Here is an 11,900-nt window from a genome sequence, read left to right as displayed (position 1 = left end):
CGGTGTGGGGGCGGCAGGCCGGTGCGGACGGATCGGGGTCAGACGGTGAAGGCGGCGACGCGGGTGCGCAGGTCGGCCGAGAGGCGGGCCAGCTCGGCGACGGAGTCGCCCATCTGCCCCAGCACCTGCGAGCTGGTCGAGGCCGCGGAGGCGACCGCGGTGATGTTCTGCGCGATCTCCCCCGACCCCGTCGCGGCCTCCGTCACCCCACGGGACATCTCGTTGGTCGTGGCGGTCTGCTCCTCCACCGCCGAGGCGATCGTCATCTGGTGGTCGTTGATCGCCGCCACGATCGAGCCGATCTGCCCGATCGAGGTCACCGCCCCGGCGGTGTCCGCCTGGATCGTCTCCACCCGACGAGCGATGTCCTCCGTCGCCCTGGCCGTCTCCCGCGCCAGGTCCTTGACCTCCCCGGCCACCACCGCGAACCCCTTGCCCGCCTCACCAGCCCGCGCCGCCTCGATCGTCGCGTTCAACGCCAACAAGTTCGTCTGCTCCGCGATGCTCGTGATCAGCTTCACCACGTTCCCGATCTCCGCACTGGACTCCCCCAGCCGGCCCACCGACTCGTTCGCCGCCGCCGCCACCCCCGTCGCCTGCGAAGCGACCTTCGCCGCCTCCGTCGCGCTCTGCGCGATCTCCCGGATGCTCGCGCCCATCTGCTCCGCACCCGCCGCGACCGCCTGCACGTTGCGCGACACCTGCTCCGCCGCCGCCGCCACCACCCCCGCCTGCACCGACGTCTCCTCCGAACCCGACGCGACCTGACCCGAGGCCGCCGACAACTCCTCCGCCGCCGCCGCCACCGCCGCCGCCGTCTCGGCCACCACGCTCAACGTCCCCCGCAACGACCCCTGCGCCGCCGTCAGGGCCTGCGCCATCCGACCCACCTCGTCACGCGAGTCGAGACGGAGCTCCTTGGTCAGGTCGCCGGCCGCCATCGCCTCGAGACCCGCCTTGACGGCGTTCACCTTCTTCAGCACCCCGCGCAGCACGGAGAAGCCGAGCGCGATCGAGGCGACCGACGCCACGACCAGCAGGATCCACATGAACCGGATGGAGGACGACGACTGGGCCACGCCCGTCTCGTGCAGCGCCTTGGCCTTCTTCGCGAGAGCGTCCGCCTCGGCCGCGATCGCGTCGTTGGTGGTCGACGCCTGCTTGGTCAGGGTGTTCTGGGTGTAGACGGCGGCACCGGCGATGTCACCGGCGCCGACCATGTCGAACATCTTCTGGGCGTCGTTCTCGTACACCGTCATCTCGGTGCGGATGGACTGGATGCTCTCCTGGCTCGACGCCATCGGCGCGTACTTGTCGATGTACGACTGCATGTCCCGGAACCGGCCCCCGAGCTCGGTCACCTGGTTGGTCAGGTCCACGCTGCCGAGCGCCGGCACGAGGCCCACGCGTCCGCGGTCACCGCCGAACTCCCGCTCGATCATGATGATCTGCTGCATCGGCAGGCTCGTCTGGTCGTAGAGCTGCTCCGAGCCGGCGTTCAGGGAGTCCATCCGCTGCACCGACAGGCCGGTGAGCCCCGCCGCGACGAGCACCAGCAGAGCGAGGCACAGCCCGATCTTCACGGCGATCGAGGAGTCGGAGAACAGCCGCTTGGTCAGGGACCGGCGGGGCGCCCGTGCGGTGGTGCTCATGCGAGGTGCTCCTTCCTGGAGACGTGGACATCCGTGTCACTCGTCCCACCCATCGGCCGGACCGGGACGCTCGTGAGCCGGCGGGCGGGGTGGATCGGACGGTCGTCCAGGACGCCGTCCCCGCGTCGTCAGGCGGCGACCGCCTCGTCGACGTCGAGCACCAGCAGCAGGTCGTGGTCCAGCTTGTGCGCGCCGAGCACCACCGACCGCATGACGCGGGGCAGGGTGTCCGGCGGCTCCTCGAACGTCTCCGACCCGACGGTGACCACCTCGCCGACGTGGTCCACCAGCAGCGACACCGTCTCGCCGCCCACCCGGACCACCACCATCATCGGGTCGTCGCCCTCGGCACGGTCGGGCAGCGCGAGCCGGGCCCGCAGGTCGACCGCGAGCACCACCTGACCGCGTAGGTTCACCAGGCCGGCCACCGTGCGGGGCGCGAGCGGCACGCGGGTGCGCTGCTGCTGGTGCAGCACCTCCTGCACCTGCGTCACGTCCACCCCGTACAGCGCACCGCCCAGGCGGAACGTCACCAGCTGGGTCATCGGGCCACCCCCACCAGTTCGCGGTCGTGCGGCGCGTCGTCGAACGTCGTCGCGTCGAAGAAGGCCGGGTCGGCGGCGAGGATCGCCGAGCGGACGTCGAGCAGCTCGGTCACCTTGCCGCCCAGCACCGCGGAGCCGACCAGCCCCATGTCGTCCAGGTCGCTGTGCAGCGAGTCGTCGTCGGCCAGGATGTCGACGATCGACTCGACCACCAGGCCGACCCCGCGGCCGTCCTGGCTGTGCACCACGACCTGCAGCGTCTCCTCGTCGAAACCGCCCATCGCGCCGAGCAGCCGGTCGAGGCGGACCAGCGGGAGGATCGCGCCGCGGTACTGCACCACCTCGCGGCCGCCCACCAGCTCGACCAGCGACGCCGGGATCTGCTCCAGCCGCGTGACCGAGGCCAGCGGCATCGCGACGCGTCGTCCGCCGCCGATGCCGGCGACCAGCACCTGCCGGGCGGTGGAGGCGCCGGCCGCTGCGGCGGTGGACCGGGTACGGCCCAGGCCGCTCTCCGGCTCGCCGACCAGTGCGCGGCGCGCCAGCCCCTGCACGTCGAGGATCAGCGCGACCCGCCCGTCGCCCAGCACCGTGGCGCCGGAGTACGTGCCGATCGACTTCAGCCGCGGCGACAGGGCCTTGACCACGATCTCCTCGGTGTCCAGCACGCGGTCGACCACCAGGCCGAACCGCACGTCGTCGGACGCGACCACGGCGATCACCGCGGAGCTGCCCGGCGCCACGCTGAGCACCGGCGCCGAGCCGTCGGCCTGCGTCGTGCCGTCCAGGACGTGCGCCAGCGACACCAGCGGCAGCAGGTCGCCGCGCAGCCGGTACACCGGTGCGGAGTGCACGTACTCGATCGAGGTGGCGTTGCGGTCGTCCACCGCAACCAGCTCGAGGAGGTTGACCTGCGGGACGGCGAACCGCTCCTCGCCGCACTCGACGGTCAGCGCCGGCATGATCGCCAGGGTCAGCGGGATGCGCAGCCGCCACGTCGTGCCGATACCGGGCTTGGACTCGACGTCCACCGACCCGCCCACCGACTCGATCTTGGTGCGGACCACGTCCATGCCGACACCGCGGCCGGACACGTTGGTCACCTGCTCCGCGGTGGAGAACCCCGGCAGGAACAGCAGCTGCATCAGGTCCGCCGGCGTCGCCGCGGCGAGCTGCTCCGGGGTGCGCAGCCCCTTGCGGAGCGCGCTGGCGGCGACCTTCTGCACGTCGATGCCGCGGCCGTCGTCGGACACCTCGACGACCACCAGCCCACCGGCGTGGTAGGCGCGCAGCGTCAGCAGGCCCTGGGCCGGCTTGCCCGCCGCGACCCGGTCGGCGACCGGTTCGATGCCGTGGTCGATCGCGTTGCGCACCAGGTGCGTCAGCGGGTCCTTGACCGCCTCGAGCAGCCCGCGGTCCAGCTCCGTGTCGCCGCCGGACATCTCCAGGCCGACCTCGCGGCCGCAGGACGCCGCCAGGTCGCGGACGACGCGCGGCATCTTGGACCAGATGTGCTCGATGGGCTGCATGCGCGTCTTCATGACGCCCTCCTGCAGCTCACCGGCGATCACGTCGAGGCGCTGGGCGGCGCGGGACAGGTCGAGGTCCGCTCCGACCGAGGCCAGGCGGGTGATCTGGTTGCGGGCCAGCACCAGCTCGCCGACCTCGCGCATCAGGCCGTCGAGCAGCTCGACGTCGACGCGGATCGAGGAGTCGGAGATGGTGCGGACGGCCTCGTCCGGCGTCTCCGTGGTCGCGGCCGACGGCGGGATGCGGGGGGTCGGGACGGCAGGGGCGGGCGCGGCGGCCGCGGCGGCAGGCGTTGCCGGCGCGGGCGCGGCAGGCGCGGGGGCGGGAGCAGGGGTCACGACGGCAGCAGGTGCCGACGCGGGCACCGTCTCGGCGATGCGCTCGACGATCACCGCGGTGGTGGCCGGGGCGGCCTCGCTGACGGGCTCGGCCGCGGCAACCGGCTCGGGGCCTGTCGTCGCCACGGGCGTCGCCACCAGCTCGGGCTCGGGGGTCGCAGCAGCCGCTGCCGGGTCGGTGGCCAGCACCGCCTCGACGCGGGCGACGACGTCGTCGATCGCCACGGACCCCTCGTCGCCACCGGTCTCGATGGTGCGCAGGATCTCGCGGACGCGGTCCACCACGGCGAGCAGCACGTCGGTGGTCGGCTGGTCCATCGACCGCTTGCCGTCGCGCAGCTCCACCAGCAGGTTCTCGCCGGCGTGCGTGACGTGCTCGAGGTTGCCGAACGCCAGGAAGCCGCTGGTGCCCTTGATCGTGTGGATGGTGCGGAACACGCTGCTCAGCAGCGGCCGCGCACCGGGCTCCTTCTCGAGGGCTACCAGGTCCTGGTCGAGCTGATCCAGGTTCTCGTAGCTCTCCACGAGGAACTCGCGGACGATGTCGTCGGCGTCCTCCACGCTCCGGCCTCCTCATGGAGGGCCGGCGTCCATCGCCGGCCGTACAGGAAGCTCATCGGTCGTGCGGGGCGTCTCCTGAGGAGTCCACGGCCGGGGTGGCGGGCGCAGCGGGGACGGCCGGGTCGACGGGCGTCGCGGGCGACGGCGGTGCGGCGATGATGCGGCGCAGTGCCGCCTCGGTGCCCGCGTCCGCGGCGACCGCCTCCTCGTTGGCGGAGCTGATCGCCTCCAGCACCTCTGCGCGGTGCACCCGCACCGACCGCGGGGCGTCGATCCCGAGCCGCACACCGTCGGACCGCACCTCGATCACGGTGACGACGATGTCGCCCCCGATGACGAGGCGCTCGCCCACCCGACGGCTCAGCACCAGCATGCGGTGACCCTATCTTGCGGCGCCGTGAGGCCCCGGCTGCCGCGCGACCGCCGGCGCCCAAGGCCTCGTCGACGTCGCGGAGATGTACAACTTCGGCGTAAACGTACATCGTCGTCTAGACTGCGGCGGTGACCGAGATCTCTCTCAGCGACGCGCGGAGCCGACTGGCGGACGTCGTGGACGGCGCGCGTATCCGGCACGACCCGGTCTACCTGACCCGCCGCGGTCGTCGAGTGGCAGCCGTGATCGACGCCGAGGACCTCGAGCGTCTGCTCGAGGCCGCGGAGCACCTCGCCGACCTCGTCGCGGCGGACGAGGCTCGCGAGGAGATGGCGAGGACGGGGTCCGAACCGATCCCCTGGGACCAGGTCAAGGCGGACCTCGGCCTCGCCTGATGACATCCCGGTACGACGTCGAGCTCACCCCGGCCGCGGCGCGTGAGCTGCGCAAGCTCGACGGGCCGGCACGAGCGCGGGTCGCAGCGGCGATCGACCTCCTGGCCGAGACCCCGCGGCCGGCGGGCGCCAAGAAGCTCGTCGGCGGTGCCGGCGAGTGGCGTGTGCGGACCGGTGACTACCGGGTGGTCTACGAGATCGAGGACCACGTGCTGCGCATCCTCGTCGTACGGGTCGCCCACCGTCGCGAGGTCTACTCCCGCTGACCGACGTCGTTGCGGGTGAACCGGCTCGGGACCACTAGGGCGCAGCTCGGGCCTCGATGCGGACGATGTGCTCACCGACCGCCCGTCCGCCGCCGGACTCGACCGACGTGGTCAGGTTGTACATCCCTGGCGCGGCGTCAGCCGGGATGGCGATGGTGCTGACCGGCACACTCCCCGCCCGGGTGGTGGTCTCGACAGGGCTGGCGCTGACCGTCGGCGAGGGGGCGGTGGTGCTCAGCGTGTCCTTCAGCTGCGCCGCATCCGCGAACGAGCCGGTCAACGAGGCCGACAACCTGACCGGCGCCTCGGGGTACGTCCGGGTGGGCGGAACGGCCGTGACGATCCAGTGCAGCACCAGCACGTCACCCGGGTGCAGCACCCGATTGATGTCGGCGCTCGTGCAGCACGTGTAGGTGAACGTGGCGGGGCTGCTGGCCGACGGTGGCTGCGGCACCTGTGCACAGCCCGTGACGGCCGCGGCACCGAGGCCGACCGTCGCCCAGAACCGTGCTGAACGTCGACGTCGGGGGCCTCCCATGGTCGGACCGTAGCCGTGCCCAGGTGGGCGCAGCGGGCGAACGGCACCCCGGCTGAGATTGGTTCGCAGTTCCGCCCGGATGGCCGCGGCGCCCGGGCTACGGTCCGATCGAGGGCTGCGACCACCGGCCGCGGCCCGGCCCGAGAGGAGCACCCGCGCCCATGGCGTCGCGGCGACGGAACGTCTGGTCGGTGCTGTTCGGCGAGACGATCATGACCTGGCCCCGGCTCGCCGGGCAGCAGCTGGTGGCCGTGACCCTGGTGGTCAACGCGGTGCTCGCCCACAGCGGGTGGCTGCGGTGGGCGGGCTTCACGCTCGCCGCCGTCACGCAGGTCTGGACCGTGTACGACGCGAGCCGCCGCCTCAGCGCGACGATCGAGGCCCGGAGGGCGGCGGCGCACCGGTCGGCACCGCGGGCTCGCGCGGCTGACACCGAGGGCTGACCGAGCGCGTCACGCGCGGGCGGCGTCCACGTCCTGGCCCAGCAGGGCCGCCCAGACGACGGGCGACGACGGCACCCCGTCGGCCAGGGCGATCGGCAGGTCGAGGCCGAGCACGGTTCCCGGTGCACGCGTGTCGAACAGCCCCCGTACCGCGAGCGCGTCGACGGCGCGCTGGCGGCCGACCTGCGCGAGCCAGTGGCCGGTGTCCTCCGGCTTGGTGCGGCCGTCCACGACGGCCCACACCTGGTCCGGGCGGGCGGCGGCGACCAGGGCGGCGGCCTGCTCACGGTCGAGGCGCTCGTCGCGCACCGGGACGGTCACGATCCACGGGTGGTCCTCCCGCGGAGCGGTGGCCCGCCAGCGCGAGGTGGCCGTGGCGCTCGACATGGCCCCCGGACCGCACTTCACGACGGCCTGCGGGGGCAGCGCCCAGCGGTGTGCGATCAGGTCGGCGGTCTCCTCGACGTCCAGCGGCGGCCCGACGAGGACGAGCACCTGACCCGACTGGCGCGGCGGGACGGGCGACGGCGGGAGCTGGGCCAGCACCCCGCCGAGGGTCAGCGGTGTGCGGGTCAGCAGGGCGGCAGGGACGCCGGCGGCGGTCAGCGCCGCGCGCAGGGCGTCGTCGGACTGCGGTGCGAGGCCCGGAGCCGGCGCCGTGCCGGGCGCAGCGACGGTGCCGGCCGAGGTCGGCGCGGGAACCTCCACCTCGGCGGGGGGCGGCACCTCGGCGAGCGCACGGACCTGGTCGAGCACGGCCGCGAACCGGGCGCTGGCCGTGGACACCGGGGCCGGGTCGGTGGGCGCCGCCACCTCAGCCGCCGGACGACCCGCCACCGCGGTTCCGGCCGGCCCGGGAACGGCACCAACCGCAAGACCGGCGGGCGCCGCGCTGAACGGCGCGCCGGTGCGCTCGGCCTGGTCAGCGGCCTCGAGCAGGTCGTCGAGCGACGCCGCCGTCGGACGCGTGAACCGACGCCGAGGCGTCCGCGCGGGCTCCGGCACGTCGATGGTCAGCTCGTACCGCTCGCGTGCGAAGAAGCCCCCGAACCCGCCGCTGCGCACCTTCTCGGCGCGGACGATGCGGGCGCCCGGGCCCAGCTCCTCGCGGACCCGGACGATCAGCCCGGCCAGGTCGGCGCCCTCAAGCAGCAAGCGCTCGCCCACGGCTCACCATCCCCACGGTCTCGACGTTGACGCCGGCCCCGGTCACCTCGGAGTAGCTGAGCACCGCGAGGCGGGGCAGGCCGAGGGACACCAGCCGGCGCAGCGCCGGGCGGATGGTCGGCGCGCACACCAGCACCGCGGTGGTGCCCTCCGCCTCGGCCTCGGCGAGCGCGCCCCGCAGGCGGCCGAGCATCGTGTCGAGGATCTCGGGGTCGACCACCAGCTGCGTGCCGTGGTCGCCGGGCCGGGACGACTCCACGAGCTGGTGCTCCAGCACCGGCTCGAGGGTGATCACGCGCAGCACACCGTCGCGCGAGTGCGGTGCGACCAGGGCGGGGCCGAGCGCGGCGCGCGCCGCCTCGATGAGACCCTCCGGGTCGGTGGACACGCGGGCGCGCAGCGTAAGCGCCTCGTAGATGCGCGACAGGTCGCGGATCGAGACACCCTCGGCGAGCAGGCCCTGCAGCACCCGCTGCACCTCACCCAGCGAGAGCAGCGACGGCACCAGCTCCTCGACCACCGACGGGTTCACCTGCTTGACGCCCTCGGTCAGCACCCGCACGTCCTCGCGGGACAGCAACCGGTCGGCGTGCTGGCTGACCAGCTCGCCGAGGTGCGTGACCAGGACGGACACGCGGTCGACGACGGTCGCACCGGTCATCTCGGCGGCGTGCCGGAGCTCGGCGGGCACCCACTTGCCCGGCAGGCCGAACACCGGCTCGGCCACGGCGGATCCCGGCAGGCCCGCGAGGTCGTCGCCGAGCGCCAGCACCCGTCCGGCCGGCGCCTGCCCGCGGCCCACCTCGACGCCGGCGATGCGCACGACGTAGGTGGCCTGCGGCAGGTCGACGCTGTCGCGGGTGCGCACCGGCGGGACGACGACGCCGAGGTCCATCGCCGTCTTGCGGCGCAGCGACCGCACGCGGCCCAGCAGGTCGCGCTCGGGTCCGCTGCCGACCAGGTCCACCAGGTCGGGCGCCAGCAGGATCTCCAGCGTCGGCACGCGCATCTGCTCGATCAGCTGCTCGGGGGTGTCCGCGGCCTCCGGTGCGGGACCGGCCGGCTTGGCGACGGCCTTCGCGGCCGCCTCGCGCCGCTCGGTGCTGCGCGCCCGCTGCGAGACGAGCAGCAGCACGCCGCCCACCAGCAGGAACGGCACCTTGGGCATGCCGGGCAGCAGGGCCAGGGCCACCGCACCGCCGCCGGCGATCATCAGCGCGGTCTTGGACTGGGTCAGCTGCTTGGCGGCGGAGGAGCCCAGGTCCGCGTCGGCGCTGGCGCGGGTGACGACGATGCCGGTGGACACCGACAGCAGCAGCGCGGGGATCTGGGTGACCAGGCCGTCGCCGATGGTCAGCAGGCTGTAGCGGTTCAGCGCGTCGCCCATGGTCATCTTCATCTGGACCATGCCGATGATGAACCCGCCGACCAGGTTGATCACCGTGATGATGATTCCTGCGACTGCATCGCCCTTGACGAACTTGGAACCACCGTCCATCGCGCCGTAGAAGTCGGCCTCGGCGGCGACGTCGGCACGGCGGCGGCGCGCCGTGTCCTCGTCGATCAGGCCCGAGTTCAGGTCGGCGTCGATCGCCATCTGCTTTCCGGGCATCGCGTCGAGCGTGAACCGGGCGCCCACCTCGGCGACGCGGCCGGCACCGTTGGTGATCACCACGAACTGGATCACCACCAGGATGAGGAAGATCACCAGGCCGATCACCAGCGACCCGCCCACCACGAAGTGGCCGAACGCGTCGATCACGTGACCGGCGTACCCGTCGCGGAGGACGAGCCGGGTGCTCGCCACGTTGAGCCCCAGCCGGAACAGGGTGAACACCAGGATCAGCGACGGGAACACCGAGAAGTCCAGCGGCCGGCGCACGTACATGCTGGTCAGCAGGATCACCAGCGCCGCGGTGATGTTGGTCGCGATCAGCACGTCGAGCAGCGCCGCCGGCAGCGGCACCACCAGCAGCAGCACGATGCCGACCACGCCGATCGGCACGGCCATCGCGGACAGGTCCTTGTTTCTCATCGGCCGTCCTCCGGTCGAGCGGGTGAGTCTGCGGTGGTCGAGCGGGTGGTCGAGGTGGCGACAGCGAGGTCGTCGCTCGTGGGTGCCGGTGCTGCGGTGGCATCCGCAGCGGGGGCGGGGCGCCCGGCACGGGACCGGCTCGCCGCACGTGCGGCGGCACGGGCGACCGCGCGGTGGTCGGTGTGGTCGTCGGACCCGAGGGTGGAGCCGCCAGGCACGTGGTGCTTGCCGGCGGAGGCCCCGCGCCGGCGAAGGGCCATGACGAACGCGAGCACGCGGGCCACCGCGGTGAACAGGTGCTCGGGGATCTCGGCGCCGATCTCGCACGCGGCGTGCAGCGCGCGGGCCAGCGGGATGTCCTCGACCAGCGGCACGTGCTCCTCGGTCGCCTTCTCACGGATCTTCGCGGCGACGGCGCCGGCCCCCTTGGCCACCACGCGCGGCGCGCCCTTGCCGGGCTCGTAGCGCAGCGCGACGGCGACGTGCGTCGGGTTGACCAGCACCACGTCGGCCTCGCGGACGGCCTGCATCATGCGCTGGCGGCTCATCTGGTGCTGCCGGGCGCGGATGGCGGCCTTGACCTGCGGATCGCCCTCGTTGCGCTTGTTCTCCTCCTTGAGCTCGCGCATCGTCATCCGCGTCTGCTTGCGGTTGCGGCGGATGACCGTGACCACGTCCACCAGGCCCAGCAGCAGGCCGGCGGCGATGCCGGCGCGCAGCAGCGAGGACACCCCGGAGCCCGCCTCGTGCAGCAGCTGCGACAGCGGCAGCCGGCCGGAGGCGATCAGCACCGGCAGCAGCCCCTTGATCGCCATCCACAGCGCCAGCCCGACGGCGACGGACTTGCCGAGCGTCATCGCCAGCTGTCCCCAGGCGTGCGGACCGACCATCCGCTTCACGCCGTTGACCGGGTTGAACTGCTCCACCTGCGGCTTCGGGGAACGGACGTGGATGCCGCCCTGCGCCGCGGCCACGACGAGCGTGACGGCGACCACGACGACGAGCAGCGGCGCGAGCGTCGACACGGCGGACCGCAGCCCCGTCTCGAGCGCCGTCACCGCCAGCGCGGGCTCCGGGTGCGCGGCCAGCCGCTGCAGCGAGCCGAGCTGCTCCATACCGGCCTGCCGGCCGCGGGACAGCACGCCCGGCAGCATCACCACGGCGGCGCCCACCCCCACCCAGGCCGACAGGTCCTGCGACCGGGAGAGGCGACCCTTGCGACGCACGTCCTTCAGGTGCCGGTCGGTGGCCTTCTGGTTGCGCTCCTGACCGTCGCTCACGGCTGCACCCCCTGCATCAGGTGGGTGGCCGTGCCGGACAGGCCGGCCAGCACGCCCGGCAGCGTGAGCACCACGTACCCGCCCAGGCTGACGGTGAGCAGGATCTTCAGCGGGAAGCCCATCGCGAACGCGTTCAGCGCCGGTGCCACGCGGGTGAGCAGCCCCAGGCCGACGTCGGCGAGGAACAGCACGACGACCAGCGGCCCGGCGATCTGCAGCGCCGACACCGTCATGCCGGTCAGCCCGCTGATCGCCGCCTTGGCCAGCGCCGCCGGCGCCAGGCCCATGCCGATCGGCAGGGAGTCGAAGCTGCGCACCAGGCCGAGCAGCATCACGTGGTGCGCGTCCGAGGCGACGAGCAGCGCCACCACCAGCATCTGGTAGAGCCGCGCGAACGTCGCGCCGCTGACCATGTTCATCGGGTCGAAGGCGGTGGCGAGCTGGAAGCCGCCGAACAGGTCGATCAGCCCGCCCGCGGACTGCACCGCGGCGAACACCAGCCAGACCAGGAACCCGAGGGCCAGCCCCACCAGCGCCTGCAGCGCCACGTCGCCGACCAGCGGGGCGACCGACGTCGTCGCCACCCGCGGCAGCCGCGCCTGCACCACCAGTGCCAGGCCCAGGCCCAGCGCCACCTTCACCGGACCGGGCACGCCCTTGTTGGCGAACGGCGGCGCGACGACGAGGAAGGCGGTGATCCGCACGGCCGCGAGCGCCGTGGTCTCGATGACGTCGAGCGGGACGTCCACCGCCAGGTCCGGGGAGAAGGCCATCTGC

Annotated in this window: 12 protein-coding genes; 3 read left to right on the top strand and 9 right to left on the bottom strand. The window is 73.3% G+C overall.

Annotated features, from left to right (window positions below; all coding sequences use genetic code 11):
- Positions 1 to 38: 38 nt before the first annotated feature.
- The 4 genes from ACFQTY_RS03295 to csrA all read right to left on the bottom strand — a co-directional run bounded on the left by ACFQTY_RS03295 (position 39) and on the right by csrA (position 4,999).
- Complete coding sequence (locus ACFQTY_RS03295; RefSeq protein WP_378097227.1) at positions 39 to 1,652, bottom strand: methyl-accepting chemotaxis protein; 1,614 nt, start codon at positions 1,650 to 1,652, stop codon at positions 39 to 41.
- Between the two features lie 128 nt (positions 1,653 to 1,780).
- Complete coding sequence (locus ACFQTY_RS03290) at positions 1,781 to 2,197, bottom strand: chemotaxis protein CheW (protein ID WP_263732604.1); 417 nt, start codon at positions 2,195 to 2,197, stop codon at positions 1,781 to 1,783.
- On the bottom strand, positions 2,194 to 4,626 hold the full coding sequence (locus ACFQTY_RS03285) for a chemotaxis protein CheA (RefSeq protein WP_378097223.1): 2,433 nt from the start codon (positions 4,624 to 4,626) through the stop codon (positions 2,194 to 2,196). Before ACFQTY_RS03285 ends, ACFQTY_RS03290 begins: the two co-directional genes overlap by 4 nt.
- A gap of 52 nt (positions 4,627 to 4,678) precedes the next feature.
- A complete protein-coding gene (gene csrA, locus ACFQTY_RS03280) occupies positions 4,679 to 4,999 on the bottom strand; it encodes a carbon storage regulator CsrA (protein WP_378097220.1) in 321 nt (106 codons plus the stop codon).
- Between the two features lie 128 nt (positions 5,000 to 5,127).
- Between csrA and ACFQTY_RS03275 the strand changes: the two genes are divergently transcribed.
- Together ACFQTY_RS03275 and ACFQTY_RS03270 are read left to right on the top strand one after the other, a co-directional pair.
- A complete protein-coding gene (locus ACFQTY_RS03275; protein WP_378097217.1) occupies positions 5,128 to 5,394 on the top strand; it encodes a type II toxin-antitoxin system Phd/YefM family antitoxin in 267 nt (88 codons plus the stop codon).
- The gene (locus tag ACFQTY_RS03270; protein ID WP_378097214.1) at positions 5,394 to 5,660 is read left to right on the top strand and encodes a type II toxin-antitoxin system RelE/ParE family toxin; all 267 of its coding nucleotides are present in this window, start codon (positions 5,394 to 5,396) and stop codon (positions 5,658 to 5,660) included. The genes ACFQTY_RS03275 and ACFQTY_RS03270 overlap by 1 nt, the downstream gene beginning before the upstream one ends.
- A 34-nt stretch (positions 5,661 to 5,694) precedes the next feature.
- Here the strand turns inward: ACFQTY_RS03270 and ACFQTY_RS03265 are convergent, their stop codons facing one another.
- Positions 5,695 to 6,198 carry a hypothetical protein gene (locus ACFQTY_RS03265; protein WP_378097212.1) on the bottom strand — a complete coding sequence of 168 codons (504 nt, stop codon included), beginning with the start codon at positions 6,196 to 6,198 and terminating at the stop codon, positions 5,695 to 5,697.
- Between the two features lie 161 nt (positions 6,199 to 6,359).
- Here ACFQTY_RS03265 and ACFQTY_RS03260 point away from each other — a divergent pair, with 161 nt between their 5' ends.
- The gene (locus ACFQTY_RS03260) at positions 6,360 to 6,641 is read left to right on the top strand and encodes a hypothetical protein (protein WP_378097209.1); all 282 of its coding nucleotides are present in this window, start codon (positions 6,360 to 6,362) and stop codon (positions 6,639 to 6,641) included.
- A gap of 9 nt (positions 6,642 to 6,650) precedes the next feature.
- Here the strand turns inward: ACFQTY_RS03260 and ACFQTY_RS03255 are convergent, their stop codons facing one another.
- From ACFQTY_RS03255 to ACFQTY_RS03240, 4 genes are read right to left on the bottom strand one after another with little or no spacing between them, the layout of a single operon-like run.
- On the bottom strand, positions 6,651 to 7,808 hold the full coding sequence (locus ACFQTY_RS03255) for a hypothetical protein (protein WP_378097206.1): 1,158 nt from the start codon (positions 7,806 to 7,808) through the stop codon (positions 6,651 to 6,653).
- Positions 7,786 to 9,843 carry a flagellar biosynthesis protein FlhA gene (locus ACFQTY_RS03250; protein ID WP_378097203.1) on the bottom strand — a complete coding sequence of 686 codons (2,058 nt, stop codon included), beginning with the start codon at positions 9,841 to 9,843 and terminating at the stop codon, positions 7,786 to 7,788. Before ACFQTY_RS03250 ends, ACFQTY_RS03255 begins: the two co-directional genes overlap by 23 nt.
- On the bottom strand, positions 9,840 to 11,123 hold the full coding sequence (locus tag ACFQTY_RS03245) for a flagellar biosynthesis protein FlhB (RefSeq protein WP_378097200.1): 1,284 nt from the start codon (positions 11,121 to 11,123) through the stop codon (positions 9,840 to 9,842). The genes ACFQTY_RS03250 and ACFQTY_RS03245 overlap by 4 nt, the downstream gene beginning before the upstream one ends.
- Positions 11,120 to 11,896 (bottom strand): flagellar biosynthetic protein FliR, encoded by a 777-nt coding sequence (locus ACFQTY_RS03240; protein ID WP_337973654.1) that lies wholly within the window; start codon positions 11,894 to 11,896, stop codon positions 11,120 to 11,122. Before ACFQTY_RS03240 ends, ACFQTY_RS03245 begins: the two co-directional genes overlap by 4 nt.
- Positions 11,897 to 11,900: the final 4 nt, after the last annotated feature.

Source organism: Cellulomonas sp. T2.31MG-18 (assembly GCF_964266755.1).
Classification (GTDB): domain Bacteria; phylum Actinomycetota; class Actinomycetes; order Actinomycetales; family Cellulomonadaceae; genus Cellulomonas.
This window is presented reverse-complemented; position numbering and strand designations above follow the sequence as displayed.

Bases quoted from the DNA above. Each gene is read 5' to 3' on its own strand.
- ACFQTY_RS03295 (WP_378097227.1), bottom strand. From the start codon at position 1,652: ATGAGCACCACCGCACGGGCGCCCCGCCGGTCCCTGACCAAGCGGCTG.
- ACFQTY_RS03290 (WP_263732604.1), bottom strand. From the start codon at position 2,197: ATGACCCAGCTGGTGACGTTCCGCCTGGGCGGTGCGCTGTACGGGGTG.
- csrA (WP_378097220.1), bottom strand. From the start codon at position 4,999: ATGCTGGTGCTGAGCCGTCGGGTGGGCGAGCGCCTCGTCATCGGGGGC.
- ACFQTY_RS03270 (WP_378097214.1), top strand. From the start codon at position 5,394: ATGACATCCCGGTACGACGTCGAGCTCACCCCGGCCGCGGCGCGTGAG.
- ACFQTY_RS03265 (WP_378097212.1), bottom strand. From the start codon at position 6,198: ATGGGAGGCCCCCGACGTCGACGTTCAGCACGGTTCTGGGCGACGGTC.
- ACFQTY_RS03260 (WP_378097209.1), top strand. From the start codon at position 6,360: ATGGCGTCGCGGCGACGGAACGTCTGGTCGGTGCTGTTCGGCGAGACG.
- ACFQTY_RS03250 (WP_378097203.1), bottom strand. From the start codon at position 9,843: ATGAGAAACAAGGACCTGTCCGCGATGGCCGTGCCGATCGGCGTGGTC.
- ACFQTY_RS03240 (WP_337973654.1), bottom strand. From the start codon at position 11,896: ATGGCCTTCTCCCCGGACCTGGCGGTGGACGTCCCGCTCGACGTCATC.